Origin of the sequence: Pseudomonas sp. WOUb67 (assembly GCF_050058005.1) — a bacterium.
Taxonomy (GTDB): Bacteria; Pseudomonadota; Gammaproteobacteria; order Pseudomonadales; family Pseudomonadaceae; genus Aquipseudomonas; species Aquipseudomonas putida_R.
This window is the reverse complement of record NZ_CP170112.1, coordinates 5,224,834-5,251,456: the sequence shown is the minus strand read 5'-3', so window position 1 is coordinate 5,251,456 and position 26,623 is coordinate 5,224,834. Positions and strand designations below refer to the sequence as shown.

Annotated in this window: 26 protein-coding genes; 13 read left to right on the top strand and 13 right to left on the bottom strand. The window is 64.7% G+C overall.

From position 1 onward, the window contains the following. Positions 1-86: 86 nt before the first annotated feature. On the bottom strand, positions 87-950 hold the full coding sequence (locus tag ABOC32_RS23270) for a universal stress protein (protein WP_426809037.1): 864 nt from the start codon (positions 948-950) through the stop codon (positions 87-89). A 157-nt stretch (positions 951-1,107) separates the two neighbouring features. Here ABOC32_RS23270 and ABOC32_RS23265 point away from each other — a divergent pair, with 157 nt between their 5' ends. Next, positions 1,108-1,725 (top strand): tRNA-(ms[2]io[6]A)-hydroxylase, encoded by a 618-nt coding sequence (locus tag ABOC32_RS23265; protein ID WP_043198484.1) that lies wholly within the window; start codon positions 1,108-1,110, stop codon positions 1,723-1,725. 22 nt (positions 1,726-1,747) lie between these two features. Here the strand turns inward: ABOC32_RS23265 and ABOC32_RS23260 are convergent, their stop codons facing one another. Beyond that, the gene (locus ABOC32_RS23260) at positions 1,748-2,068 is read right to left on the bottom strand and encodes a DUF883 family protein (RefSeq protein WP_016500661.1); all 321 of its coding nucleotides are present in this window, start codon (positions 2,066-2,068) and stop codon (positions 1,748-1,750) included. A gap of 129 nt (positions 2,069-2,197) precedes the next feature. On the opposite strand from ABOC32_RS23260, the gene ABOC32_RS23255 reads away from it, so the two are divergent. After that, positions 2,198-2,461 (top strand): hypothetical protein, encoded by a 264-nt coding sequence (locus tag ABOC32_RS23255; protein WP_043198486.1) that lies wholly within the window; start codon positions 2,198-2,200, stop codon positions 2,459-2,461. Between the two features lie 17 nt (positions 2,462-2,478). Here the strand turns inward: ABOC32_RS23255 and ABOC32_RS23250 are convergent, their stop codons facing one another. After that, positions 2,479-2,961, bottom strand: a complete 483-nt coding sequence (locus tag ABOC32_RS23250) for an LEA type 2 family protein (RefSeq protein WP_426809036.1) — start codon at positions 2,959-2,961, stop codon at positions 2,479-2,481. 135 nt (positions 2,962-3,096) lie between these two features. Here ABOC32_RS23250 and ABOC32_RS23245 point away from each other — a divergent pair, with 135 nt between their 5' ends. Then, on the top strand, positions 3,097-4,221 hold the full coding sequence (locus ABOC32_RS23245; protein ID WP_426809035.1) for a sigma-70 family RNA polymerase sigma factor: 1,125 nt from the start codon (positions 3,097-3,099) through the stop codon (positions 4,219-4,221). 212 nt (positions 4,222-4,433) lie between these two features. Then, positions 4,434-6,860: a TonB-dependent receptor gene (locus tag ABOC32_RS23240; RefSeq protein WP_426811650.1), complete on the top strand. Its 2,427-nt coding sequence runs from the start codon at positions 4,434-4,436 to the stop codon at positions 6,858-6,860. 114 nt (positions 6,861-6,974) lie between these two features. Here ABOC32_RS23240 and ABOC32_RS23235 read toward each other — a convergent pair whose 3' ends face one another. Further along, a complete protein-coding gene (locus ABOC32_RS23235) occupies positions 6,975-7,865 on the bottom strand; it encodes a LysR family transcriptional regulator (RefSeq protein ID WP_426809034.1) in 891 nt (296 codons plus the stop codon). A gap of 102 nt (positions 7,866-7,967) precedes the next feature. Here ABOC32_RS23235 and ABOC32_RS23230 point away from each other — a divergent pair, with 102 nt between their 5' ends. The 5 genes from ABOC32_RS23230 (at position 7,968) to zapE (ending at position 12,992) form a co-directional block, all read left to right on the top strand. Next, positions 7,968-9,047 carry a polyamine ABC transporter substrate-binding protein gene (locus ABOC32_RS23230; RefSeq protein WP_426809033.1) on the top strand — a complete coding sequence of 360 codons (1,080 nt, stop codon included), beginning with the start codon at positions 7,968-7,970 and terminating at the stop codon, positions 9,045-9,047. 25 nt (positions 9,048-9,072) lie between these two features. After that, positions 9,073-10,038, top strand: a complete 966-nt coding sequence (gene speB, locus ABOC32_RS23225) for an agmatinase (protein ID WP_426809032.1) — start codon at positions 9,073-9,075, stop codon at positions 10,036-10,038. 208 nt (positions 10,039-10,246) lie between these two features. Beyond that, positions 10,247-10,564: a hypothetical protein gene (locus tag ABOC32_RS23220; RefSeq protein WP_234229374.1), complete on the top strand. Its 318-nt coding sequence runs from the start codon at positions 10,247-10,249 to the stop codon at positions 10,562-10,564. A gap of 22 nt (positions 10,565-10,586) precedes the next feature. Further along, on the top strand, positions 10,587-11,732 hold the full coding sequence (locus tag ABOC32_RS23215; RefSeq protein WP_426809031.1) for a PQQ-dependent sugar dehydrogenase: 1,146 nt from the start codon (positions 10,587-10,589) through the stop codon (positions 11,730-11,732). A gap of 153 nt (positions 11,733-11,885) precedes the next feature. Continuing rightward, the gene (gene zapE / locus ABOC32_RS23210; protein WP_426809030.1) at positions 11,886-12,992 is read left to right on the top strand and encodes a cell division protein ZapE; all 1,107 of its coding nucleotides are present in this window, start codon (positions 11,886-11,888) and stop codon (positions 12,990-12,992) included. 32 nt (positions 12,993-13,024) lie between these two features. Here the strand turns inward: zapE and ABOC32_RS23205 are convergent, their stop codons facing one another. From ABOC32_RS23205 to yegQ, 6 genes are all read right to left on the bottom strand, one after another. Then, positions 13,025-14,029, bottom strand: coding sequence for an alpha/beta fold hydrolase (locus tag ABOC32_RS23205; RefSeq protein ID WP_426809029.1), 1,005 nt, complete (start codon positions 14,027-14,029; stop codon positions 13,025-13,027). Positions 14,030-14,104: 75 nt separating this feature from the next. Further along, positions 14,105-14,542 (bottom strand): YqaA family protein, encoded by a 438-nt coding sequence (locus ABOC32_RS23200; RefSeq protein WP_426809028.1) that lies wholly within the window; start codon positions 14,540-14,542, stop codon positions 14,105-14,107. Continuing rightward, on the bottom strand, positions 14,542-14,970 hold the full coding sequence (locus tag ABOC32_RS23195) for a DUF411 domain-containing protein (protein WP_086977007.1): 429 nt from the start codon (positions 14,968-14,970) through the stop codon (positions 14,542-14,544). The genes ABOC32_RS23200 and ABOC32_RS23195 overlap by 1 nt, the downstream gene beginning before the upstream one ends. Positions 14,971-14,984: 14 nt before the next feature. Next, the gene (locus ABOC32_RS23190) at positions 14,985-15,848 is read right to left on the bottom strand and encodes a copper resistance protein B (protein ID WP_426809027.1); all 864 of its coding nucleotides are present in this window, start codon (positions 15,846-15,848) and stop codon (positions 14,985-14,987) included. After that, complete coding sequence (locus tag ABOC32_RS23185; RefSeq protein ID WP_426811649.1) at positions 15,841-17,538, bottom strand: copper resistance system multicopper oxidase; 1,698 nt, start codon at positions 17,536-17,538, stop codon at positions 15,841-15,843. Before ABOC32_RS23185 ends, ABOC32_RS23190 begins: the two co-directional genes overlap by 8 nt. Positions 17,539-17,619: 81 nt before the next feature. Next, positions 17,620-18,954 carry a tRNA 5-hydroxyuridine modification protein YegQ gene (gene yegQ, locus ABOC32_RS23180; protein ID WP_426809026.1) on the bottom strand — a complete coding sequence of 445 codons (1,335 nt, stop codon included), beginning with the start codon at positions 18,952-18,954 and terminating at the stop codon, positions 17,620-17,622. A 133-nt stretch (positions 18,955-19,087) separates the two neighbouring features. On the opposite strand from yegQ, the gene ABOC32_RS23175 reads away from it, so the two are divergent. Next, a complete protein-coding gene (locus tag ABOC32_RS23175; protein WP_426809025.1) occupies positions 19,088-20,152 on the top strand; it encodes an AI-2E family transporter in 1,065 nt (354 codons plus the stop codon). 51 nt (positions 20,153-20,203) lie between these two features. Further along, positions 20,204-21,613, top strand: a complete 1,410-nt coding sequence (locus tag ABOC32_RS23170; protein WP_426809024.1) for a PLP-dependent aminotransferase family protein — start codon at positions 20,204-20,206, stop codon at positions 21,611-21,613. On the opposite strand, the gene panB is transcribed toward ABOC32_RS23170, so the two are convergent. The 3 genes from panB to ABOC32_RS23155 all read right to left on the bottom strand — a co-directional run bounded on the left by panB (position 21,601) and on the right by ABOC32_RS23155 (position 24,512). Next, complete coding sequence (panB, locus tag ABOC32_RS23165) at positions 21,601-22,416, bottom strand: 3-methyl-2-oxobutanoate hydroxymethyltransferase (protein WP_426809023.1); 816 nt, start codon at positions 22,414-22,416, stop codon at positions 21,601-21,603. The genes ABOC32_RS23170 and panB overlap by 13 nt on opposite strands. Positions 22,417-22,543: 127 nt before the next feature. After that, positions 22,544-23,371 (bottom strand): phosphonoacetaldehyde hydrolase, encoded by an 828-nt coding sequence (phnX, locus tag ABOC32_RS23160; protein ID WP_426809022.1) that lies wholly within the window; start codon positions 23,369-23,371, stop codon positions 22,544-22,546. 34 nt (positions 23,372-23,405) lie between these two features. Beyond that, positions 23,406-24,512, bottom strand: a complete 1,107-nt coding sequence (locus ABOC32_RS23155; protein ID WP_426809021.1) for a 2-aminoethylphosphonate--pyruvate transaminase — start codon at positions 24,510-24,512, stop codon at positions 23,406-23,408. 112 nt (positions 24,513-24,624) lie between these two features. Between ABOC32_RS23155 and ABOC32_RS23150 the strand changes: the two genes are divergently transcribed. Then, complete coding sequence (locus tag ABOC32_RS23150) at positions 24,625-25,488, top strand: LysR substrate-binding domain-containing protein (protein ID WP_426809020.1); 864 nt, start codon at positions 24,625-24,627, stop codon at positions 25,486-25,488. 57 nt (positions 25,489-25,545) lie between these two features. Further along, positions 25,546-26,568, top strand: coding sequence for an AraC family transcriptional regulator (locus ABOC32_RS23145; protein ID WP_426809019.1), 1,023 nt, complete (start codon positions 25,546-25,548; stop codon positions 26,566-26,568). Positions 26,569-26,623: the final 55 nt, after the last annotated feature.

The following is a 26,623-nucleotide window of genomic DNA, read 5'->3' as shown; positions in this document are numbered from 1 at the left end:
ACGTTCACTGACGCATTCGCGGGTAAACCCGCTCCCACAGGGACCGTGCAAAATCAACAAATCATGTGTGATCCCACAGTACGGGATCAGCCGCGGGCCAGTTCGGCCTGGTGGGCGATGGCTTCTTCGCTCTTGAGTACCAGCACATCCCCCTCCAGTTCATCCAGCACCACCTCCGAGGTATTGCCAATCAACGCCCCGGAGATCCCGGTGCGGCACACGGTGCCGATCACCGTCACCACCGCATCAAGCTTCTTCTCGGTAAACGGAATCAGCACATCCGCCGGCCCTTCAGCCACATGCAGGCAATCGTCGCTGATGCCGTATTCAGCCTGGAACGCCTTGCACGCTTCGCGGTAGCGCTGTTCGATGGTCTCGCTCAACTGGTACGTCGGGTCCGACGCCGACAGCATCGGCGACGGGTGGGCACTGATGACATGCAGTTCGCCCTTGGCCAGCCCGGCGATGGCATAGCCATGGTCGATGATGCTCGCATGCAGGCGGCGGTGGTCGTCGTCCTGGTTGCCCACGTCCACCGCAGCCAGAATCTTGCCGCCGGTCCACGGCCGTTCGCTCTTGACCATCAGCACGGCACACGGGCACTGGCGCAGCAGCTTCCAGTCACTGGGGGTGAGCAGGGCTTTTTTCAGCGGGTTGTCCGGGCGGTGTTCCTTGATCACCAGCTCGCAGCCCTCGGCCTGCTGTACATAGATGATGGTGTCATGCAGGTTGTCGCGCCAGGCCTCTTCATGGGTGACGTTGTCGTACCCGTCATCGTGCAGCTGGCTGCTCAGCAGGCTCAGCAGTGCGTGGTGGTCATGCTTCTTGTCGCACATCAGCAGGTGCAGGCGTGCGCCAGTGACGCCGGCAATCAGCTTGGCCCGGGTCAGCGCCCGGCTGTGGGCGTGCTCAGGGTCGAGGACGACGAGGATGCTGCGGACGGCTTGCATGGGCGTTAGCTCCCTTCAAAGGTGGCGACCGATGCCTGACTATAGACGGCGCGCCCCCCGCTGGCGCTTGATGTACATCAAGAAGCATAGCCACTGGCGCCGCCCGCCGCCGCCGGTATAATCGCCGGCCCTGCCTGTTCTGTGTGGTTGCACGCTTATGTCCCTGATCCCCGAAATCGATGCCTTTCTTGGCTGCCCGACGCCAGACGCCTGGATCGAAGCGGCGCTCGCCGACCAGGAAACCCTGCTGATCGACCACAAGAACTGCGAATTCAAGGCCGCCAGCACCGCCTTGAGCCTGATGGCCAAGTACAACACCCACCTCGACCTGATCAACATGATGTCGCGCCTGGCCCGCGAGGAACTGGTGCACCACGAACAGGTGCTGCGCCTGATGAAGCGCCGTGGCGTGCCATTGCGGCCGGTGTCGGCGGGCCGCTATGCCTCAGGGCTGCGCCGCCTGGTGCGCTCTCACGAGCCGGTCAAGCTGGTGGACACGCTGGTGGTGGGGGCGTTCATCGAGGCACGCAGTTGCGAGCGCTTTGCCGCGCTGGTGCCGCACCTGGACGAAGAATTGGGCCGCTTCTACCACGGCCTGCTGAAAAGCGAAGCGCGCCATTACCAGGGCTACCTGAAACTGGCGCACAACTACGGTGATGAGGCGGACATCGCCCGCCGGGTTGAACTGGTGCGCGCTGCAGAAATGGAACTTATCCAGTCACCGGACCAGGAACTGCGCTTCCACAGCGGTATCCCGCAAGCGCTGGCCGCCTGATTCGCACCAGGCGGCCCAGGCTTCAGTTGCGCCGCCCCAGCAGCAGCCCCACCACCAGCCCCAGGCCGGCGGAAATGGCGACGGTCTGCCAAGGGTGGCCGCCGATGTAGTCCTGGGTGGCGTCCACCACCGGTTGCGCTTTGTCGCGCATGGTGCCAGCGGCCTGGCGCGCCTGTTTCAGTTTGAGGCTGACCTGCGCTCGCAGGGTTTCTGCTTCTTCGCCGACCAGGGCGGCGCTGTCGTTCAGCAGCTTTTCCGATTCTTCGATCAGCGATTGCAGTTCGCTGAATACCTGGTCCTTGATCTGATCGCTGTCCGCCAGTGTGGCGTTTTTACGGGCCATGAACTCGTCCTCGTTGATGGGGTGGTGTGAACAATGGATGCCGCTGCGTCGGGAAAGTTGCGGCGGCTTTCCGATGTTGCGTTAGCTGGGTGTAAGATAGCGGCCATTTTCAAACCTGCAGGTACCTTCATGAGTTTCAATCTGGCCAACATGAGCTTCGAGGAACGGGCGCAGATCGAGGCAGAGAAGGCGCGGCTGTTCGAGCTGTGGCAGAGCAGCCTGGGCAAGGCCAAGGGCGATGCGGCCCGGCTGATCGCCGAAAAGCCGCGGCGCAAGGGTAAATGGGCCGAGTGGGTGCGCGCCGAACTGGAGGGCATGTCGCCCCCCGAATACGCCAGCATGGTGCGCAGCGAAGTCAACAAGCTGATGGCCGCCGCCAGCGCCAGCCGCTGAATACCCCCGGCGGGCGCTTACCAGTTAGCGCCTTTGGGCAGGTCCAGCTTGCCCTCGTCAGTAAAGCGCACGGTCCCCAGCAACCCGCCCGCCAGCTTGCCGCGCAGCTTGTAGGGCAAGCCTTTCAGTGAGTCCACCGTGCCTAGCCCATAGGCCTGGCGCAGGAAGGAAAATGCCGTGATGCTCACCGGCACCACGATCACCGCTTCGTCATAGCGGCCAATGTGCCCCTGCTGGTCGCTGACCCCGGCGGCCAGCGGCTGGCCGTTCACTTCCAGGTTCAGGGCAATCCCGTTGTAGTCGATCGGCGACTCGTTGGGGTTTTGCACCCGCATTTTCACCGCCATGCGCAGCTCCAGTTCCTGCCCGGGCAACGGCTCGATGCCGATCACGCTGATGTTGACCGGGTCGCGTGGCTGGAACAGTGCGCAGGCACTCATGCCATGCGCCATCAGCAGGACGAGAAACAGGCGGATACAGCGGTGCAGGCGGGCAGTCATTGCGGGCGACCTTGCCAGAGTGAGCGAACCGTCAGTGTGGCAAATGCGCGTCGGCGTTGAAAGTCTCCTTGCAGATGAAAGATACTGTTTCTCATTAACGCCCGATAACTCATCCTACTGGCAGTGCCCAAATCCATGCTGACGTCACCCGTGTCGGGCCTGCTGGCGACTTTCCAGGAGCACTACGACGACCTGTTGCAGTTCCTGACCCGGCGCATGAGCGACCGCCAGCGCGCCGCCGACGTGGCGCAGGAAACCTACCTGAAGCTGGTGAAAGTCGATGAACAGGCGGTGCCGGTGCTGCACGCCCGCAGCTTCATTTTCCGCGTGGCCGGTAACCTGGCAATCGATGCCTTGCGCCGCGAGCAGCGCCTTGCTGCCAGCCATGACGACTGTGACGGCGCCGGTGAACTGACCTGCCCGGCGCCAGCGCCCGAGGCGGCGTTGCTGGCCCGGGAGCGCCTGCAAATCCTTGACGATGCGCTGCTGAAACTGCCCGACAAGGCCCGCCAGGCGTTGTTGCTGAACCGCGTCGAAGGCCTGACCCAGGCGCAGATCGCCCAGCGGCTGGGGGTTTCCGAGAGCATGGTGGCCAAATACATCGGCCAGGCCCTGCGCCACTGTCGCGACTGGCTCAAGCAGGCCGGTGTGGCCGCCTCTGTGGTGTTGCTGGTCGCCGCTGTGGCGGGTTGGCAGCAGGCGCCGATGCTGTGGGCGGACTACCACACTGCGGTGGGTGAACGGCAGGTGATTACCCTGGCGGATGGCACGCGTGTGACGCTGAACAGCGCCAGTGCGCTGAGTGTGGTGTTCAGTGAGCATGAACGCCGGGTGGTGCTGGATGCCGGTGAGGCCCTGTTCGAGACCACTGACGATTCGCGGCCTTTTGTGGTCGATACGGCAGGCGAGCGGGTGCAGGGTGGTGCCGCCACCTTCAGCGTGCGGCGCGATGGCCGCGTGGTGCTGGCACGCGGTGAAGCCAAGGTTGGCGAAACTGAACTGGCGGTGGCGGCCGATGCCGGTGCGCAGATGGCCTGGCAGCGCGGCAAGCTGATCTTCAACGGCAAGCCGCTGGGGCAGGTGCTGACGGAGCTTGAGCGTTACCGTCATGGGCGGATCGTGCTGTCCGACAGCAAGCTGGCGGCGATGGAGGTGAGCGGGGTGTTTGACCTTGACGAGCCTGAGGCACTGCTGCGCACGCTTGAGCAGCGCTATGGGCTGAAGGTGACCTACCTGCCGTGGTTGGCGGTTGTTCATTGACTGCCTGTACCGGCCTCTTCGCAGCGCAAGGCTGCTCCTACAGGGATCGCACATGCCTGTAGGAGCAGCCTTGTGCTGCGAAGAGGCCGGCACAGAAATAAAAATATTTTCCATTTGGCACTGCAAGTTCCTGCAAGCCAGATCGTCGTAGTGGGACTGATCAGCAACCCATTCTCATTTACGACTTGTCAGGAAGCTCATTCGTGCCTCTGATGCTCAAGCCCTTGCACCGCCGTCGCGGTTCTCTTCACCACGCCCTGATGTCCTGCAGCGCCCTGGCCATGCTGGTCGGCCCGCTGCATGCGTGGGCCGCGACCACTGCCGAACAGGCCCAGATGCAGGCCCGCCAGGTTCAGCTCGACCTGCCCGCCCAGCCGCTGGACCAGGCCCTGACCACCTTCGCCGACCAGGCCGGCCTGCACTTGCTGTACACCACAGGCGATGTAGCAGGCGTTGCCAGCCCGGCCTTGCACGGCAGCTACAGCGTCGAGCAGGCCCTGCAGCAGCTGCTGGCCGGCAGTGGCATGAGCTGGCACTTCAGTGACGCGCGCACCGTGACCCTGCGCAAGGCCCAGGCAGCGCCACAGGCGGTGAACCTCAAGCCGATCGAAGTCAGCGTGGCTTCGCGCACCAGTACCGCAATCAGCGAAATCCCCGGCACCGTCTGGGTGGTCGACCAGCAGCAGCTGCGCGAGCAGATCGACAGCGGCGTCAGCCTGAAAGAAGCCATCGGCAAGCTGGTACCGGGCCTCGACCTGGCACCGGAAGGGCGTACCAACTATGGCCAGAACATGCGTGGGCGCAATGTGCTGGTGATGATCGACGGGGTCAGCCAGAACAGCTCGCGCGGTCTGTCGCGTCAGTTCGACAGCATTTCGCCGTTCAACGTCGAGCGTGTCGAGGTGTTGTCCGGCGCCAGCGCCATCTACGGCGGCGGTGCCACCGGCGGCATCATCAACATCGTGACCAAGAAGGGCGAGCCCGGCCCGGCGCGCTTCGAAACCCAGCTCGGCGCCAGCAGCGGCTTCAACAACAGCGATGACCTGGCCACCCGCTTTGCCCAGTCGATAAGCGGCGGCAACGAGCGGGTCAATGCCCGGCTGGGTATTTCCGGTGAGCAGAACGAAGCCTTCTACGACGGCGCCGGCGACCAGATTTTCATCGACAACACCCAGACCGACCTGCAGTACAACCGCACCATCGACGTGCTCGGCACCCTGGGCTTGCAGTTGAACGACCAGCAGAGCCTCGACCTGCTGGCCCAGTACTACGATTCGGGCAACCACGGCAGCACGGGGATCTACTTCCCCAACCTCAACTACAACGCGCCGTCAGACCTGGAGGACGCCGAGCTGCGCAGCGGCTATTCGTCCGACCTGGAGCCGCGTACCCGGCGCTTGTTGCTGAACGCCAATTACCACCACAGCGACGTGCTGGGCCAGGATTTCTACCTGCAGGCCTCGTACCGCAAGGAAGACGACAACTTCTACCCGTTCCCGTACTACAACCGCGCCACGCCCACGGGCTCGCGCGGGGTGTACTTTGCTGCCTCGCAGCAGAACTTCGAGGTCACCAGCCTCAAGGGCCTGTTCGCCAAACAGTGGGACACGTTGAAGCTGACCTACGGCGTCGACCTTGACCGCGAGCGCTTCAATGCCGAACAGACCACCTTCAACGCCCTGACCTCGTCCGAATCGGGCGGCCTGGAGATGGAAAAGGACAGCAAGGCCGCGCGCTATCCAAGCTACCGGGTCGATGGTGTGTCGGTGTACGCGCAGCTGGACTGGCATGCCACCGACAACCTGACGTTCTCCGGCGGCGCCCGTCGCCAACAGATGGACGTGGACGTCAGCGACTTCAAGGGCGTGCCGGGCGGCAACAACGATTACCAGGTCAACCTGTTCAACGTCGGCGCCATCTACGACTTCAAGAACGGCCACCAGGTGTGGACCAACTACGGCGAAGGCTTCGACCTGCCGGACCCTGCCAAGTACTACGGCAAGCCGGGCCTGAGCGTGGCCGACAACCCGCTTGCCGGCATCAAGAGCCGCCAGGTGGAGCTGGGCTGGCGCTATGCCGACCTGGACTGGGATGCCCAGGCGGCGCTGTACTACATCTGGTCGGACAAGATCATCAACGTCGATTCGCAAACGCTGACGATCAACGTGGAAGAGCAGAAAAGCCGCGACTTCGGCTTTGAAGGTGCACTGACCCGGCACTTCCAGACGGGCTGGGAAGCGGGCGGTACCCTGCACCTGACCCGCTCCGAGGAAGAGGCTGCCGACGGCGGCTGGAACAAGCGTGATGCCCGTTATGCATCCTTGTCCAAGGCCACTGCATTTGTTGGCTGGAAGGGCGATGGCCGCAGTGCGCGGCTGCAAGCCAACCATGCGTTCAGCCTGAAGGACGATGCCGACCACGAGATCGACGGTTACACCACCTTCGACCTGCTCGGCAGCCAGGACACCGGCTTCGGCACCTTCAGTGCCGGTATCCAGAACCTGCTGGACAAGCAGTACAGCACGGTCTGGGGGCAGCGCGCGACGCTGTTCTATTCGCCGACCTACGGCCCGGCGTACCTGTATGACTACCAAGGGCGCGGGCGTACCTACACCCTGACCTGGAGCATGGCTTACTGACAGCTGTCGCCTGAACCGGCCTCTTCGCGGGTAAACCCGCTCCCACAGGGATTTCACAATGCCTGAGGGCGGCGCCGTACCTGTGGGAGCGGGTTTACCCGCGAAGAGGCCGGCTCAGGAAAATGCGGCCAGCAAATCCTGCGCAAACGCCCGCTGTGCTTCATCAACCCCCTGTGCCCGGTGCCGGGCCAGGGTAAACGGCACCACAAAATCCAGCCCCGGGTCCAATGCCCACAACAACCCCTCGGCCTCCCACCCCAGCGCGCAATGGCAGGGCAGATAACCAATATGCCGCCCCGACAGAATGAACGTCAGCACGCTTTCAATCTGCTCCGCCACCGCCATGCTGCGCCGGCTCTGAAACGGCTCACCCCCTTTCAGAAACCGGTAGGGATGGCGCACCTGGTCCATCGCCAGCAACCGCTCAAGCCCGACATCCGCCTCGCCGAACAGCACATGCCCCTTGCCGCAATACAGCCGTTGCCGTTCCTCGAACAAGGGCTGGTAATCAAAGGCCGCCTGGTTGCCGGAAAAGTAGCTGATGGCGTAGTCCAGCCGCTGCTCCAGCAACAACCGCTCCAGCTCCGCGGGCGGCGCGCTGATCAGCTCCAGCTGCACCGACTCCTCTCGCTTGCGAAACGTCGCAATGGCCGCCGCCAGCCGCAGGCTCACGGCCTTGTCCTGGTTTTCCGCCATGCCGATGCGCACGGTCCCCAGCAACCGCCCGGCCACGCCGTTGGCTTGCTGGCGGAATTGCTCGATGTTCAGCAACAGGCCGCGCGCCGCTTCCAGTAGCAACGTGCCTTTCTCCGTCAGGTGAAAGCCGCCCTTGCCGCGGCTGCACAGGCGGTAGCCCAGGCGTGCTTCCAGCTGCGCCATGCGCTGGCTGATGGTGGGCTGGCTCAGGCCCAGCACGCCTTGCGCGGCGCTGAAGCCGCCGGCCTCGACTACAGTGACGAACAGCCGCAGCAGGTGCAGGTCGGGGTCGTGCACTTGTCCGAGCATTACATTGCTCCTGATGAATGTCAGCTTTGCAAACTTGCCATTCCTGCAATGTAACCCGGCTGGCATGCTCGCGGCATCCACCCATTTGCCGAGGTGTCCGTCATGCGTCGATCGTTGTGCCTGTTGTCCCTGGTCCTGGCCTTGCCGCTGCAGGCCGAAGAAAAGGTCGTCAACCTCTACAGCTGGGCGGACTACATCGCCCCGCAAACCCTTCAGCGCTTCGAACAGGAAACCGGCTACAAGGTGCGCTACGACACCTTCGACACCACCGAAGTGCTTGAGACCAAGCTGCTCACCGGTGGCAGTGGTTACGACGTGGTGGTGCCATCAACGACCGTGCTGGCCCGGGCGCTCAAGGCCAATGCCCTGCAACCGCTCGACCCCCAGGCCATGCCCGGCTACAGCAACCTCGACAAGGACCTGCTGGCCAAGCTCGCCGAGGCCGACCCCGGCAACCGCCATGCCGTGCCGTACACCTGGGGTACGCTGGGCCTTGGTGTGAATGTGGAGGCCGTGCGCCAGCGCCTGGGCGACGTGCCGCTGGACAGCCTCGACCTGCTGTTCAAGCCCGAATACGCCAGCCGGCTGAAGGACTGTGGCATTGCCATGCCCGATTCGCCGCAGGAAGTGATTGGCGTGGCCCTGAACTACCTGGGCAAGGACCCTTACAGCCAGGACAAGGATGACTTGGCCGCCGCGCAGAAACTGCTGAGCCAGCTGCAACCCTCAATCAGCTACGTCGCCAATGGCCGGCAGATCAGCGACCTGGCCAATGGCAGCGTGTGCCTGGCGCTAACCTACAACGGTGATGCCGCGATGGCGGCCGACCAGGCCCGCCGCGCCGGCAAGCCGTTCGAGCTGATCTACCGCATCCCGCGTGAAGGCACGTTGGTGTGGCAGGACAACCTGGTCATCCCCAAGGACGCCCCGCACCCCGAGGCAGCACGGGCGTTCATCGCCTTCATGCTCAAGCCCGAGTCGGTGGCTGCGCTGACCAACACACTGTTCTTCGCCAATGCCAACCAGGCCGCCACGCGGTTGGTGGACGAGGCGGTGCGCAACGACCCGGACATCTACCCGCCTGCCGAGGTGCGCCAGCGCCTGTTCGCCGACCGCAGCATGGCGCTGGCTGACCTGCGCCAGCGCAACCGCCTATGGACGGCCTTCCGCAGCCGCCAGTGACTGATCACAACCAAGGAGCCCGACCGTGGAGCAAGCCGCAAGCAACGACCAGGCGATGACCCGCGACAGCCTGTATGGCACTGCCGCAGAAAGTACCTACGCCGGTATTACCAGTTTCTCCCGCCGCCGCTACAGCCGCGACTTGCGCGGTGTGGACGTGGTGGTCAGCGGCGTGCCGTTCGACACCGCCACCAGCAACCGGCCAGGTGCGCGTTTCGGCCCGCGGGCGATCCGCGCTGCCTCGGTGCAGCAGGCCTGGGCCCGGCACTGGCCGTGGGCGTTCGACCCGTTCGACCACCTGGCCGTGATCGACTATGGCGACTGCGCTTTCGACAGCGGCACACCGCAGTCGGTACCGGACAGCATCGAGGCCCATGCCGACCATATTCTGGACGCGGGCTGCGCCATGCTTACCCTCGGTGGCGACCACTTCATCAGCTACCCGCTGCTCAAGGCCCACGCCCGTCGCCATGGCCCGCTGGCGCTGATCCACTTCGATGCCCACAGCGACACCTGGCCGGATGAGGAGGGCAAGCGTATCGACCATGGCACCATGTTCTGGCATGCCGCCCGTGAGGGCCTGGTGGACCCGGCCTGTTCGGTGCAGATCGGCCTGCGCACCACCAATGACGACAGCCAGGGCTTTGCCATCCTCGATGCACGACAGGTGCACCGCCAGGGCACCGAGGCGGTGATTGCAGCCATTCGCCAGCGCGTGGGCGAGCGGCCGGTGTACCTGACCTTCGATATCGACTGCCTCGACCCGGCCTATGCGCCTGGCACAGGTACGCCGGTGTGTGGCGGGTTGAGCACGGTGCAGGCGCTGGAGATTCTGGGCGGGCTGCGGGGGATCAACCTGGTGGGCATGGACCTGGTGGAGGTGGCGCCGGCCTATGACCATGCCGATATCACGGCGCTGGCGGGGGCGACGCTGGCGATGGAGATGCTGTGCCTTTATGCGGCGCGGCATAAGGTGGATAAGGCCCAGTAATTTGGGGCCGCTTTGCGGCCCATTCGCAGCACAAGGCTGCTCCTACAGGGGAATGCATACGCCTGTAGGAGCAGCCTTGTGCTGCGAATGGGCGCATACTGAAACATCAGGAATCATCTCCACGCATATTCACACTTTTGCAGCGAACCCCTAGCGCCTTAGGCTATCAAACCCACCAGGCGCGGCATTTTCGTACAGGAGGTGAAGCATGACCCCGACATTGCCCATCCTGGCCCTCGGCCTGGCGTTGTGCCTGCCCGCGCACGCGGCCCCGCCGCAGCCTTTGCAGCTTGCGGCCGGCAACAACAACCCCTACAACAGCCCGATCCAGCGCGCCAACCCCAACAGCCGCCAGGGCAGCATGCCGGCCACGCCCCCCGTGCGCGGCCCGTCCACCGACCCGTACCAGCGCACGCCCAGCCTGGACAACCGCGGCATCGGCAACGGTGACAACTTGCGTCGGCAGCAACAAACCCCAAACCTGGAACCGACCCGGCCACCCCGCGACAGCACGCGTGCGCCGTGAGCCCCTATGAAAGGAATCCTGCATGCCTAAAGCAACCTGGCTAACCACCCTGGCTGCTGCCGCACTCATGCCGCTGTTGGCACAGGCGGCAGCAGAGCAACAGTTTCGCAGCGAAGAAGGCACGTTGACTGTCAGCACCCTGGCCGACGGCCTGCGCAACCCTTGGGCGTTGGCGTTTCTGCCGGGCGGCAAGGACATGCTGGTCACCGAGCGCGCCGGCAACCTGCGGCTGGTCAACGCTGAAGGCAAGGTGGGCGCGCCGATCAGCGGCGTGCCCAAGGTCTGGGCCGAGGGGCAGGGCGGCTTGCTGGATGTGGTGCTGTCACCGGAGTTCGACAAGGACCGCACCCTGTACCTGTCCTACGCCGAGGAGGGCAATGACGGCAAGGCCGGTACCGCTGTCGGGCGCGGCCAACTGTCCGAAGACCGCGCGCGGCTGGAAAACTTCAGCGTGATCTTCCGCCAACAGCCCAAACTGTCGGTGGGCAACCACTTCGGCTCGCGCCTGGTGTTCGACCGCGACGGCTACCTGTTCATCGCCCTGGGCGAGAACAACCAGCGCCCCACTGCCCAGGACCTGGACAAGCTGCAAGGCAAGATTGTGCGCATCTTCCCGGACGGTGAAGTGCCCAAGGACAACCCCTTCGTCGGCAAGGATAACGTGCGGCCGGAGATCTGGTCGTTCGGCCACCGCAACCAGCAAGGCGCCGCGCTGAACCCCTGGACCGGCAAGCTGTGGACACACGAGCACGGCCCGCGCGGCGGCGATGAAATCAACATCCCCGAGCCTGGCAAGAACTACGGTTGGCCAATTGCGACCCATGGCATCAACTACTCGTTGTTGCCGATCCCCGAGGCCAAGGGCAAGCATGTGGACGGCATGGTCGACCCACACCATGTGTGGGAGAAGTCGCCGGGCATTAGTGGCATGGCGTTCTACGACAGCCCCACATTCAAGGCCTGGGACCACAACCTGTTCATTGGGGCGCTGGCGACACAGGAGCTGATCCGCTTGCAGTTGAAGGGAAATAAAGTGGTGCATGAGGAGCGTTTGCTCGGTGATTTGAAGGCGCGTATCCGCGATGTGCGGGTTGGGCCGGATGGGTACATCTATGTGCTGACGGACGACAAGGACGGCGCGTTGCTGAAGGTAGGCCTGGCCGACTGACGCGGTCCCTGTAGGAGCGGCCTTGCGCCGCGAATGGGGTGCGAAGCGCCCCCATTATCGTGCATCAAGCCGAGATTGCCGGGGCCGCTTTGCGGCCCTTTCGCGGCACAAGGCCGCTCCTACACGAATAGCGTTTGCCGTGTAGAATTCGTTATGGCCATCGACCCCAAATCCTTTTATCAGCAAGCCCTTACCAGCCAGGGCTATGTCGCCGACCCAGCCCAGGCCAATGCCGTCGAGGCCCTGCAAGCCTGCTTCCAGTCCGTCGAACAGGGCCGCCCGACTCAGGGCATCTATCTCTGGGGCCCGGTCGGTCGCGGCAAGACCTGGCTGATGGACCAGTTCCACCGCTGCCTGTGCGTAACCAGCCGGCGCCAACACTTCCATCACTTCATGGCCTGGGTCCACCAGCGCCTGTTCCAGCTCAATGGCACCGCTGACCCGCTGATGGCATTGGCCCGGGAGCTGGCCGGGCAGATTCGCGTGCTGTGCTTCGACGAACTGTTCGTCAACGACATCGGCGACGCGATCATCCTCGGCCGGCTGTTCCAGGTACTGTTCGACCAGGGCGTGGTGATTGTCGCCACCTCCAACCAGCCACCCGATCAGCTCTACCGCGACGGTTTCAACCGCGAACGGTTCCTGCCGGCCATCGCCGCCGTTGAGCGGCACATGCAGGTACTGCCGGTGACGGGCGAGCAGGACCACCGCTTGCACCCCGGTGCAGAGCGGCAGCGATACTGGGTGGCAGCGGCAGGGCAGGCTAGCCCGTTGGGCGAGGTGTTTTGCCAGCTCAGCCCGGATCACACGGGTACTGATAAGCCCTTGGTTATCGGCTCCAGGCATGTGCAGGTGGTGCGGCGCAGCGAGCAGGCTGTCTGGTGCCGCTTCACCGACCTGTGCGAACAACCGCTGGCGGCCATGGAATTCATGGCGCTGTGCGACCGTTTTCCGGCCATCCTGGTGTCGGGTATTCCGGCGCTGGGCGGTAAGCAGCAGGCCGGTCGCATTGCGCGTGGCACTGAAGATGGTGCGGCGCGGGTGGTGGCAGGCGACCGTGAACTGCCGGCGCTGTCGCCCAAGGACGATGCGGTGCGCCGCTTCATCGCGTTGGTCGATGAGTGCTATGACCGTCGCGTAGCGCTGTACCTGGAGGCCGAGGTGCCGCTGGAACAGTTGTATACGCAGGGGTATCTGGCATTCCCGTACCAGCGGACCTTGAGCCGTTTGCGGGAGATGCAACTACAGCGGTTTGGCTGAAGATTGCAGGGGGCCGCAAAGCGCCCCCCGATTCACTGGTTCAGCCACTCGACCAGCGTACGGTTGAACCGCACCGGTTCTTCGATCTGCGGGGCGTGCCCCATGCCTTCGAAGGTGATCAGCTCACCCTTGGGGATCAGCTTGGCCACCTGTGGTCCCAGCACTTCATACTTGCCCAGCTTCGCCTTCACCTCCGGCGGCGCGATATCACTGCCAATGGCCGTGGTGTCCTTGTCGCCGATCAGCAGCAAGGTCGGCATCTGCAGGTCCTTGAACTCGTGGTACACCGGTTGGGTGAAGATCATGTCGTAGATCAGCGCCGAGTTCCACGCCACCGCTTCATGCCCCGGCCCCTTGTTCAGCCCCACCAGCATCTGTACCCAGCGCTCGTACTCCGGCTTCCAGCGCCCGGCGTAGTAGGTCTTGCGCTCATACTCGCGCACGCCCTCGGCATCCAGCTTGAGCTCGCGTGCATACCACTGGTCCACCGTACGGTAGGGCACGCCCAGGGCTTTCCAGTCTTCCAGGCCAATCGGGTTGACCATGGCCAGGCGTTCCACCTGCTGCGGGTACATCAGCGCATAGCGGGTGGCGAGCATGCCGCCCGTGGAGTGGCCAAGCACGATGGATTGCTTGATGCCCAGCTGTTCGAGCAAGGCATGGGTGTTGTCCGCCAGCTGCTGGAAGCTGTACTGGTAGTGCGCTGGCTTGCTGGACGTACAGAAGCCGACCTGGTCGGGGGTGATGACCCGGTAACCGGCCTTGCTCAGTGCGTCGATGGTGGTTTCCCAGGTGGCGGCGCAGAAGTTCTTGCCGTGCATCAGCACCACGCTGTGGCCGTTGGCCTGGCCTTGTGCAGGGACGTCCATGTAGCCCATCTGCAGGGCCTGGCCCTGGGACTTGAAGTCAAAATGCTTGAGCGGGTGGGGGTAGCTGAAGCCTTCGAGCTGGGGGCCGTAGGTAGGCGGTTCGGCGGCGATGGCCGGGCTGCCGGCAAGGCAGGCCAGGGCCAGGGCCAGGGCGGTTGCGCGCAGCATGGGGGCACTCCGTGTAGGGCCGTGTAGGAGTGGGCGACTTTAGCAGCCAGGCGCGCGACCGGAACGTGAAAGGTGTTACCAGGCGTGAAACCAGCCCAGGGTAATCATGGCCAGCACCGCGTAACGGCCAGCCTTCGCCAGGGTGACCAGCAGCAGGAAGCGCCAGAACGGCTCGCGCATGATGCCGGCGATCAACGTCAGCGGGTCGCCGATCACCGGCATCCAGCTGAGCAGCAATGACCATTGCCCCCAGCGCTGGTAACGCTGCTGCGCCCGCTCCAGCTGGGCCGCACTGAACGGGAACCAGCGTTTGTCGCGCAGGTGCTCGACGGCGCGGCCCAGCAGCCAGTTCACGACCGAACCCAGCACATTACCCAGGGTGACCACCAGCAGCAGGGTTGCCCAGGCCTCGGGCTGGCGCAGCAACAGGCCGACCAGTACGGCCTCCGATTGCAGCGGCAGCAGGGTGGCGGCGCCGAAGGCGCTAAGGAACAGCGCCCACAGGCTGAGCATCAGTAGTTGGCTACAACGGTGTCCTGGCCATCCTGGGTGACGCCGATGACCTGGTAGGCATCCTTGTGGTCACCCATTTCCATGCCGGGCGAGCCCATGGGCATGCCCGGCACGGCCAGGCCCTTGAGGTCGCTACGCTTGGCCAGCAGGCGCACCTGCTCGGCCGGCACATGGCCTTCGACGAACTTGCCGTCGATCACCCCGGTGTGGCACGACGCCAGGCGCGGCGCCACGCCCAGGCGCTGCTTGACCGCGCTCATGTTCGGCTCGACGTGGTCGTTGACGGTGAAACCGTTGTCACGCAGGTGGCTGATCCAGGCCTTGCAGCAACCGCAGTTGGGGTCGCGGTAGACGTCGATGGTCTCGGCGGCCTGGGCCAGGCCGGTGATGGCGAGCAGGCCCAGGGTCAGCAGGTGTTTGCGCAGCATGGTGAAGCACTCCTTTAAAAACGCAGGCGGATACCGGCGACCAGGCGGGTCTGGCCCAGGTCTTCGCCGTCTTCGCGGGCCTGGTCGGCACGGGTGCCGTGCAGGCGGTTGAAACTGACCCCGACGTAGGGGGCGAAGCCGCGGGTGATCTCGTAGCGCAGGCGCAGACCCACCTCGCTGTCGGCCAGCCCTGCGCCTTGCTCGCGCCCGGCGTCGTTGCGGCCGTAGAGGTTGGCTTCCAGGGTCGGTTCCAGTATCCAGCGGTTGGTCAGCAGCATAGCGTAAGCGGCCTCCAGACGCAGCGCGGTCTGTTGCCGCTCGCCGGCGTAGGCGGTGGCCTGCAGCTCCAGGCCATACAGCGGCGTGCCCTGAATGCCGAAAGCGGCCCAGGCCTGGCCGCTGGCGGGCTTGAAGTCCTGGCGTACGCCGGCCACCAGTTCCCACCACGGGCTCACGGCATGGCCCCACAGCGCCTGCAATTCGGCCTTGTGGGTCTTGCCCTGCTCGCGTTCGCCTTCCGTGCGTAGCCACAGGCGGTCGATATCGCCGCCGACCCAGGCCGTGGCGTTCCAGTTCAGGGCACTGCTGCTCTCGAAGTGCTGGTATTCGAGCTTGTCGACGATCACTGCCCAGTTCAGCGCCCGGTCGTGCACCTGGTGCCCCGGCAGAGGCGGGAAGGCGGCGCGGCGGTCGGCGTCGGTGAGGGCGGGCAGAGGCGTGCGCGGCTGGCTGGGCGTTGCCGGGGCATGGCCCATGCCTTCATGGTTCATCTGGCCATGGTTCATGTGCTCCATGCTGGCGGCCAGCGCGCGTTCACTGGCGAGCAGGGTCAGCAGGGCCACGCCGGCCACGATGCTGCGGTTGCGGGTGTCATTCATCGACGCGTACCTCGCGGAACATGCCGGTCTCCATGTGGTAGAGCAGGTGGCAGTGGTAGGCCCAGCGGCCAAGGGCGTCGGCAGTCACCCGGTAGGAACGCCGGCTGCCGGGCGGGATGTCGACGGTGTGCTTGCGCACCAGAAACTGGCCGTGCTCGTCTTCCAGGTCGCTCCACATGCCGTGCAGGTGGATGGGGTGGGTCATCATGGTGTCGTTCACCAAGGTGATGCGCACCCGCTCGCCGTAGGTCAGGCGCAGCGGCGCGGCGTCGCTGAACTTGATGCCGTCGAACGACCAGGCGAAGCGCTCCATGTGGCCAGTCAGGTGCAGTTCGATGTCGCGCGATGGCGCGCGGCCGTCCGGGTCGGGGTAGGGGCTGCGCAGGTCGGCGTAGGTCAGCACGCGGCGGCCATTGTTGCGCAGGCCTATGCCGGGGTCGGCCAGGTTGGCGCGCGGGGCCATGGTCTGCATGTCCACCAGCGGGTTGCCGGTTTCACTGGCCGGGTGTTGTTGCATCGTGGGCATGGCCGCGTGGTCCATGCCGGCCATGTTGCTGTGGTCCATGCCCGCCATGCTGCTCATCCCGCCGTGGCCCATGTCGTCCATGCTCAGCACCGGGCGCGGGTCGGGTGCAGGCACTGGGGCCTGCAGCCCGGCGGCGCGGGCCAGGGTGCCGCGGGCGAAGCCGGTGCGGTCCATGCTCTGGGCGAACAGGGTGTAGGCAGGCTGGTCGCCCACGGTCACCAGCACGTCATAGGTTTCGGCCACGGCAATGCGCAGTTCATCCACGCTCACCGGCGTCACCGGTAAACCGTCGGCGGCGATCACCGTCAGCTTCAGCCCGGGGATGCGGAAATCGAAGTAGGTCATGGCCGAGGCGTTGATCAGCCGCAGGCGCACGGTTTCGCCCGGCTGGAACAGGCAGGTGAAGTTGCCCTCCGGCGGCTGGCCGTTGAGCAGGTAGGTGTAGGTGGCGGCGCTGATATCCGCCAGGTCGGTAGGGCTCATGCGCATACGCGCCCAGGCCGTGCGTTCGGCGACGGTGGGGGTCCAGCCGTTGTCGGCCACGTCATCGATGAAATCGCCGGCCGTGCGCTTGTGGTAGTTGTACGCGTCGGACTGTTTCTTCAGGGAGGCCATCAGCTGTTCCGGCGCCTGGTCTGACCAGTCGCTGAACAGCAGCACGTGGTCGCGCTGGTAGGCGTGCGGTTCGGGTTCGCGCGGCTCGATCACGATGGCCCCGTATACCCCGGCCTGTTCCTGCAACCCTGAGTGGCTGTGGTACCAGTAGGTACCGCTCTGGCGCAGGGTGAACCGGTACAGGTAGTCGCCGCCGGGTTCGATGCCGGCGAAGCTCAGGCCTGGTACGCCGTCCATGTTGGCCGGCAGGATGATGCCGTGCCAGTGGATCGAGGTGTCCTGTGCCAGGCGGTTGCGCACGCGCAGGGTCACGGTGTCGCCTTCGCGCCAGCGCAGCAGTGGGCCGGGCAGGCTGTTGTTGATGGTCAGTGCGGTGCGTGGCCGGCCGGTGATGTTGACCGGGGTCTGGCCGATGAACAGCTCGAAGTGCTGGCCGGCCAGGTCCTGGCCTTCGGCGGCCTGGGCCAGCGGGCGCCACAGCCCCAGGCCCGCCAGTGTGCTGGCGGCGCCCAGGCCTTTGACGAAGGTACGGCGGGTGGGGGTGCGCAACATGGCGTGGCCTCATGCGGGGGAGCCACGATGTTCGCTGCAGGCGCCTGTCAGGTAGCTGAGGTGCACATTACAGCGTTGTCAGCTTGCCACCTCGTCGGCGCGCAGGTCGCGCATCAGCAGGGCGTAATCGAGTGAAACCTGTTCAGGGATGGGCAGGTACACCACATGGCCGTCGCCCGGTGCCACGTCGATGGCCTGCTGCTGGCGGTTGCACAGGCGGTGCAGGTCGAAGTGGTAGTTGCCACGCGGGGTCATCAGCTCCAGGTGGTCACCCACGGCAAAGCGGTTTTTCACCTTGACCTCGGCCAGGCCATCGACACGTACGCCGGTCAGTTCGCCGACGAACTGCTGGCGGTCCGAGACCGAGTTGCCGCGCTGGTAGTTCTGGTATTCGTCGTGCACATGGCGGCGCAGGAAGCCTTCGGTGTAGCCGCGTTGCGCGAGGGATTCCAGGTTGCCCATCAAGGCACGGTCGAACGGCCGCCCGGCCACGGCGTCGTCGATCGCCTGGCGGTACGACTGTACGGCACGGGCGCAATAGAAGTGCGACTTGGTGCGGCCTTCGATCTTCAGCGAATGCACGCCCATGCCGGCCAGGCGCTCGACGTGCTGGATGGCGCGCAGGTCCTTGGCATTCATGATGTAGGTACCGTGCTCATCTTCGAACGCCGGCATTTCGGTGCCTGGGCGGTTGCTTTCCTGCAGCAGGAAAACCTGCCCGGTAGGGGCGCCCAGGCCAAGGGTGGGCTGCACTTCGCGCACGATGTCGCCGGTGGCGTTCTCGGTGGCCGGCGTGGCGTCGTACTTCCAGCGGCAGGCGTTGGTGCAGGTGCCCTGGTTGGCGTCACGCTTGTTGAGGTAGCCCGACAGCAGGCAACGGCCGGAGTAGGCCATGCACAGGGCGCCGTGGACGAACACCTCCAGCTCCATGCCCGGCACCTGCTGGCGGATTTCCTCGATCTCTTCCAGGGACAGCTCGCGTGACAGGATCACCCGGCTCAAGCCCATTTGCTGCCAGAACTGCACGCTGGCCCAGTTGACCGTGTTGGCCTGCACGGAAAGGTGCACCGGCATCTGCGGGAAGTGCTGGCGCACCAGCATGATCAGGCCGGGGTCGGACATGATCAGCGCGTCCGGTGCCATGGCGATGACCGGTGCCAGGTCCTTGAGGAAGGTCTTGAGCTTGGCGTTGTGCGGGGCGATGTTGACCACCACGTAGAAGCGCTTGCCCAGGGCATGCGCCTCCTGGATGCCCAGCGCCAGGTTGGCGTGGTCGAATTCGTTGTTGCGCACCCGCAAGCTGTAGCGCGGCTGGCCGGCGTAGACCGCGTCGGCGCCGTAGGCAAAGGCGTAGCGCATGGTCTTGAGGGTGCCGGCGGGGGCCAGCAGTTCGGGCTTGGCGGTAGGGTTCATGTGCGCACCGGGGCAAAAAGGCCGGGATGCTAGGGCCGATGGACAAGGCGCGTATTGATTTGCGTCAAGTGAGCACGGCACTTTTGCCCGAGTGCCGTGCACTAAACACTCACAAGCCATGTGAGGAACTGCAATGAACGAAACCGCGCTACAGAACAAAGCCCTGGCAGTACTCCTGGCGCTGGTGACCATTGCCTTCTTCTGGATCCTGCTGCCGTACTACGGTGCAATCTTCTGGGCGGTGATCCTCGGCATCCTGTTCGCCCCGCTGCAGCGCCACCTGCTGATCCGCTTCGGGCGGCGGCGCAACCTGGCCGCGGCCACGACCACGCTGGTATGCCTGCTGGTGGCGATCCTGCCGGTGATCATCACCAGTGCGCTGCTGGTCCAGGAGGGCGCCACGCTGTACCAGCGTATCGAAAGCGGGCAACTGGACATCGCCGGTTACGTCGAGCACGGCAAGGACCTGCTCCCGGCATTCGCCCAGCATGGCCTGGACAACATGGGCATGGGCAACCTCGACGGGTTGCGTGACAAGATCACCAAGTGGGCAACCCAGGGGAGCCAGGCACTGGCCAGCCAGGCGTTCAGCTTTGGCCAGGGCACGTTCGAGTTCGTGATCAGCTTTGGCATCATGATGTACCTGCTGTTCTTCTTCCTGCGCGACGGCCCGGAAGTGGCCCGCCGGGTGCGGCTGGCCGTGCCGCTGCCCGAGCACCAGAAGCGCCGTTTGCAGCTGAAATTCAACCGTGTGGTGCGGGCGACGGTGAAAGGCAACGTACTGGTGGCCATTACGCAAGGGGCGCTGGGTGGGTTCATCTTCTGGGTGCTGGACATTCCCAGTGCGCTGGTGTGGGCGGTGCTGATGGCGTTTCTGTCGCTGCTGCCGGCGGTGGGCGCGGGCATCGTCTGGGCGCCGGTGGCCGCTTATTTCCTGCTGACCGGGGCGATACTGCCGGGGATTATCCTGACCGCGTTCGGGGTACTGGTGATTGGCCTGGTGGATAACGTGTTGCGGCCGATCCTGGTGGGCAAGGATACGCGCATGCCGGACTACCTGATTCTGGTGTCGACGCTGGGTGGCCTGGCGGTGTTCGGGCTCAACGGTTTCGTGATCGGGCCATTGATCGCGGCGCTGTTCGTGTCCAGCTGGGCGATCTTTGCCGCGACCAAGCCGCAGGTGCAATTGCCACAATAGGGCTTTACCGACGGGCCAAAGGTTGGGTTCAATGCCGTCACAGACGCCGTTATGGAAAACAGCCAGATCGACAAGCCCAGCTACACCTACCAGGCGGTCTACCGCTACTTGCTCGACAGGATCGAAGCAGCACCTTGCGATGTGGAGCAGCGCTTGCCGTCGCTGCGCCAACTTGCCCGGCAATTGTGCGTTTCGGTATCCAGTACCAAGTACGCCTATGCGCTGCTGGAAGACGAAGGGCGGGTGTATGCCAAGCCGAAACTGGGCTACTTCAGCCGTACCCGTCCCCCTGCCGCGCATGGGCAGCATTCGCAGAACCTGCTCGACACGGTATTCGCCAGCGCCCGTCAGCCGGGCATGCTGGCCCTGGGCAGTGATGCGCCGGCCATGTTGCTGTCGCTACAGCAGCCGCTACTGATGATCGAGCGCGAGCTGGCGCGCCAGTACCCGCACTCGCTGGCGCCGTTGTTCCAGCCGTTCGGTGAGCCCGAGTTGCGCAGCGTACTGGCCGACCGCTACACCCGTTCGGCGCAGCAATACTGGAGCGCCGATCAGGTGTTCATCGGTGCAGACCTGCGCAGCATCCTCGAATTGTCGTTACGCGCCCTCGACCTTGAAGGGCAGGTGGCGCTGGTGGAGTCGCCCTGTAACTGGGCGGTGCTGAGGCAGTTGCAAGCTGCGCGCATGACCATCATCGAAGTGCCACTGGGCGATGACGGGCGTTTCGACCTGCCGCAGTTTCACCGGCTGCTGTGTGATCATCCTGTGCGCCTGGCAGTACTGTCGTCAGCGGCCAACGTGCCGCATGGTGGCCTGATGCCTGCAGCGGACAAGCAGCAGATCTGCAGCTGGCTGGCCGAGCACGCGGTGTGGCTGTTTGAAAACGATGGCTACGGCGAGTTGTGTTTCGACGCGTCAGCGGCGCGCTACCGGGACTTTGCCGACCCTGACCGGCTGCTGGTGTTTTCGACCTTCGACAAGCTGATCGGCGCGGAGGCGCCCTTTGGCTACCTGCTTTGCCGGCAGCATGCCGCGCGTTTGCAGCAGCTCTTTCTGGAGCGTGCCTTCCGCTTGTCACCGATTCGCCAAAAGGCCATCGCCAGGCTGTTTACCTCGCGCCGGGTCGAGCTGCATGTCCAGCGTTTGCTGCCCATGTTGCGCGAGCGCTTGCAGCAGATGAAGGTGCTGCTGCAAGCGCACGGCCAGGGCTGGCTGCGTATAGCCGAGCCGCAAGGCGGGGCCAGCCTGTGGTTGCAGGCGACCCGGCCGGTGGATATGCGCAGGGTCTTCGAGCGGTTGCTGGCGCAGCGCATCGTTATCGCCCCCGGGGAGCTTTTCAGCCAGTGCGGCCTATGGCGCAGCCACCTGCGGCTGTGCTGCACGCTGGACTGGAGCAAGGATATTGCCCAGGCACTGAAATGCCTGGTCAAGGCCATTCAGGACGAAGCTCAAGCCCCGTAGCAGTGCTGCAGGGCAGGGAACGCCCCATCGCGTACGTCGTCGGCATAACGGGCGCAGGCCTCGCGGATCACCTGGCCGACGTCGGCATACTGCTTGACGAAGCGTGGTACGTGGTCACCCCCCAGCCCCAGCAGGTCTTCAGTGACCAGCACCTGGCCATCGCAGGTGGGTGAGGCGCCAATGCCAATGGTCGGTTTGTCGCTGGCCTCGGTGATGGCGCGGGCCACGGGCTCGGCCACACCCTCCAGCAGCAGGCTGAAGGCACCGGCGTGCAGGTTGGCCTGTGCATCGGCCCGCAGCGCTGCAGCGCTGGCCGGGCTCAGCCCTTGGGCCTTGTAGCCGCCCATGGCATTGACGAACTGCGGCATCAGGCCGATGTGCGCCATGATCGGGATACCCCGTGCAACCAGGAACTCGACGGTGCTCGCCAACGCCTGGTTGGCCTCAAGCTTGAGTGCGTCGCAGCCGGTGCTGGCCATTACCTGCGCGCAGTTGCGAAAGGCTTGTTCGTGGGATTCCTGGTAGCTGCCAAACGGCATGTCGGCGATCACGCAGGCCAGGCGGCTGCTGTCGACCACGGCGCGGGTATGGGCGATGGTCTCGTCCAGGCGCATGCCCAGGGTGGACGGCCGGCCGTATGCGACCATGGCCGTGGAATCGCCGACCAGGATGAAGTCGACCAGCGGGTCGATCACCCGGGCGATGGCGCTTGAGTAGGCCGTCAGCGAAACAATCTTCTGCCGGCCTTTCATGGCCACCAGTTGCGGGACGGTGAGGCGGCTGGTGCGGGCGTGTGTGCTCATCGGGGGCTGGGCATCTCAGGACAGGGATGGCCCATGTTTTGTTAATTGCAGTGGCAACTCAATGTACAGATTCGGGCCAAATCGCAACCCAGAACAAGGGGGCCGTAAAGCGGCCCCAATGGTCAGCTCAGAAGGTTTGCGGCATCTCGCCCTTGGCCAGGCGTCGGTTGATGTCGGCAATCACTTCGGGCAGGTCGTTGATGGTGTCGATCAGGTAGTGCGGGCGCGAGCCGGCGAACAGCGCATGGATGCGTTTGCGCTCGCTTTCCAGCTTCTCGGCACTCAGTGCGCGGAAGCCTTCCCAGGTCAGGCCCAGGGCGTTGCCCGAGCACACCAGCGCCACGGTCCACATGCCGGCACGGCGGCCTTCGAGAATGCCCGGCACGGTGTCGTCGACCTTCACGCAGGCCGCCACATCGTCAATGCCCAGTGCAATCACATTGGCCAGGGCCTGGGCTGGCCATGGGCGGCCGTTCGGGGTTTCGTCGGTGGCCACCACATGGTCGGCCACGTAGCCGTTCTGCGCGGCCAACTCCACCACCTTGTCCATCACCACTTTCGGGTAGCCCGAGCACGAGCCGATTTTCAGGCCTTCCTGGCGCAGCCCGGTGAGGGTGTCCAGCGCGCCGGGGATCAGCGCCGAGTGCACGGCGATTTTCTCGATTTGCAGCGGCATGAAGCGGTTGTAGATGGCGGTGACGTCATCGTCGGTGGGGGTGCGGCCGAACACCTTGCGGTAGCGCTCGGCAATTTCCGGCACATCGCACAGGGTGCGGATGTGGTCCCACTTGCCCATGCCCATCGGGCCTCGGGCTTCTTCGATGGACACCTGCACGTCGAACTCGGCGAAGGCTTCGACAAAGATCTGGGTGGGGGCGAAGGAGCCGAAATCGACCACGGTGCCAGCCCAGTCGAGGATGGCGGCTTGCAGCTGGGTTGGGTTGCTGTAGTTCATGTGCGCTAATTCCTGAATTCGGGTGGGCAGAGGGTCAGATGTCCAGCACTTCCATTTCCCGCAGCACATCGGCCACGGCATTCACGGCGGCTTGCATGCCGTCCGGCCCGACCACGCCGATGCAGCCGACACGGAAGGTTTCGACCTGGGTCAGCTTGCCCGGGTAGAGGATGAAACCCTTGGCCTTGACCCGCTCGTAGAAGTCCTTGAACTGGTAGCGGGCATCGTTCGGTGCGTGGAAGGTGACGATGATCGGCGCCTGGATGTCGGCGGGCAGGAAGCTGCGCAGGCCGATGGCGGCCATGCCGTCGAGCAGGGTCTTGCAGTTGTCGGCGTAGCGCTGGTGGCGGGCTGGCAGGCCGCCTTCCTCATTGTATTGCTGCAGTGCTTCGTGCAGGGCCGCGACCACGTGGGTAGGCGGGGTGAAGCGCCACTGGCCGGTCTTGGCCATGTAGGTGTGCTGGTCGTGCAGGTCCATGGCCAGCGAGTGGGCATTGCCTTCGGCGGCGGCCAGGGCGGCTTTTTCGGCGAAGACGAAGCCCATGCCGGGCACGCCTTCCAGGCACTTGCCAGAGGCGGCGATCAACGCTTCGAAGGGGATTTCGCGGGCATCGATCGGCAGCGCGCCGAACGAGCTCATGGCATCGATGATCAGGCGCTTGCCGTGGCGTTTGATCACCTGGGCGATTTCGGGCAGCGGGTTGAGGATGCCGGTGCTGGTTTCGCAGTGGATCAATGCCACGTGGGTGACGGCGGGGTCGGCGGCCAGCAGGCGGTCGACATCGGCGGCGGTGGTCGGCTGGTCTTCGGCGGTTTCGAAGGTGCTGTAGGTGCGGCCCAGCACTTTGCAGATCTTCGCCAGGCGCTGGCCATAAGCGCCATTGATCAGCACCAGCACCTTGCCATCGCGGGGCACCAGGGTGCCGATGGCCGCTTCCACGGCGAAGGTGCCGCTGCCTTGCAGGGGCACGCAGTGGTGGCTGGCGCTGCCGTCGATGATCGCCAGCAGTTGCTCGCAGACGCTGGCGGTCAGTTGGTTGAAGTCTCGGTCCCAGGAGCCCCAGTCCACCAGCATGGCTTGGCGGGTGCGGATTGATGTGGTCAGGGGACCGGGCGTCAGCAGGATAGGGGCGTTGCTCATTCCGTTTTTCCTCACAAGCGGTGGCGTGAAACTACGGGGCCTAGGTTGCAATTTGCGCTGCCATCAATCAAATTGTTTGTTGTTATCTCAGCTATAAGTAAGACCGATAGATATGAACCTGTTCCAGCTACGCGCCTTCGATGCTGTCGCCCGTGAAGGCAGCTTTACCCGTGCTGCCGAGCGCCTGTTCATCAGCCAGCCGGCGGTGACCGGGCATGTCAAGGCACTGGAGGAGCACTACCAGATCACCTTGCTTCGGCGCACCGCACGGCGCGTCGAGTTGACCGAAGAGGGCATCCGCCTGGCAGCCATCACCCGCGCCATGTTCGGGCTGGCCGAAGAAGCGCAGGCCATGCTCGAAGCCAACCGCCAATTGCTGACCGGGCGCCTGGAGGTAGCGGCCGATGGCCCGCACCGGGTCATGCCCATGCTGGCGTTGCTGCGCGAGCGCTACCCGGGCATCACCGTCAATTTGCGTTTGGGCAATGCCCAGGAAACCTTGGCCGCGTTGCTAAGCGAGCATGCCGACGTGGCCGTGCTGACCGAAATCGAGCCGCGCAAGGGCCTTTATCTGCAGCGCCTTTGCGAGTCGCGCCTGTGTGCCTTGCTGCCGGCCGGGCACCCTTGGGCCAGCGGCGAGGGTGACCTGCCGCTGGCCGAACTGCATCAGCAGATCATGGTATTGCGCGAGCCTAGCTCTACCACCCGGCGCACGTTTGACAAGGCCTGCGGCAAGGCCGGCGTGCAACCGCGCGTACTGCTGGAGCTGGACAGCCGCGAAGCGGTGACTGAAGCGGTGGCGTCGGAACTGGGCATTGGCGTGGTTTCATCCACCGAGGTGGCCAACGATCCGCGGGTGGTGGCGCGGCCATTGTCCGGTGAAGGGCTGGTCAACCAGCACCTGATCGGCTGCCTGGAGCGCCGCCGCGAGCTGCGCCTGATTCAGGCATTCCTCGGCCTGGCTGCGGGGCTGTGATGGCTGTTTCAGGCAGGACGACCTAAGATGGCCAGCACTGAGCCGACGGGACCGTCGATGAGCGAAAAAGACACCATTTCCATGCAGTTGGTGCGTGAAGCCCTGCTGCAAAGCTGCCCTGCTGGCGAGCCGGATGCCGGGTTGCTGGCGCGGGCCGGCATCGACGTGGGGCAATTGCACCTGCCTGCGGCACGGGTCAGCGCCGAGTCCTATGCCCGGCTGTGGCGTTTGCTGGCGCGGCGCTGCAACGACGAGTTCTTCGCCATGGACCCGCGTGGCCTGCGCAGCGGCAGCCTGGCCTTCATGTGCCGGGCGAGCATGGGCCAACCCAACGTGGGCGCGGGGCTGGACACCGCATTGTCGTTCCTGTCGCTGATGCTCGAAGACTTGCAACCGAGCCTGGTGCGCCAGGAAGGCCTGGCCGAAATCGTCATCAACGAGCCGCGTGACGAACCGCGCCGCGCCTTCACCTACTTCACCTTCTGGATGATCGTGCACGGCGTCGCCTGCTGGCTGGCCGGGCGGCGCATTCCGATCCTGGCCATCGACCTGCGTTGTGCCGAGCCGCCATTCTGTGACGATTACCGGGTGATGTTTTCTGAAAACCTGCAATTTGGCCGGCCGCGCACGCGCATGATCATCGCTGCAGATTGCCTGTCCCTGACCCCAAGGCGCACAACGCAAGACCTGCAACGCTTTCTGGCGGAGGCGCCTGGCAACATCCTGGTCAAGTACCGTGATCCGGATAGCCTGGCGCGGCGTATCCGGCACGACTTGCGCCTGTGCGATCCGGCGGCCTGGCCAGACGCCGAGCGTCTGGCGCTGGCGCTGTGCATGTCGGCCTCGACACTGCGCAGGCGCCTGGCAGAAGAGGGGCAGACCTACCAGGGGCTCAAGGACAGCGTGCGCCGCGAATTGGCGATCAGTTGGCTGGCCGACACGGGGCTGGGCCTGGCAGAGGTCGCCGAGCGGCTGGGGTTCGCCGACAACAGTTCGTTCTACAAGGCCTTTCGCAAGTGGTTCGGCTGCAACCCCGGCCATTACCGCACGTTGATATTGCAAGGGGACAGCCCTGCCTGAGCGGTGGCACTTCCGGGTGCACGTGGGGCAGCCGACGGCTCAGGGTGAGGCACTT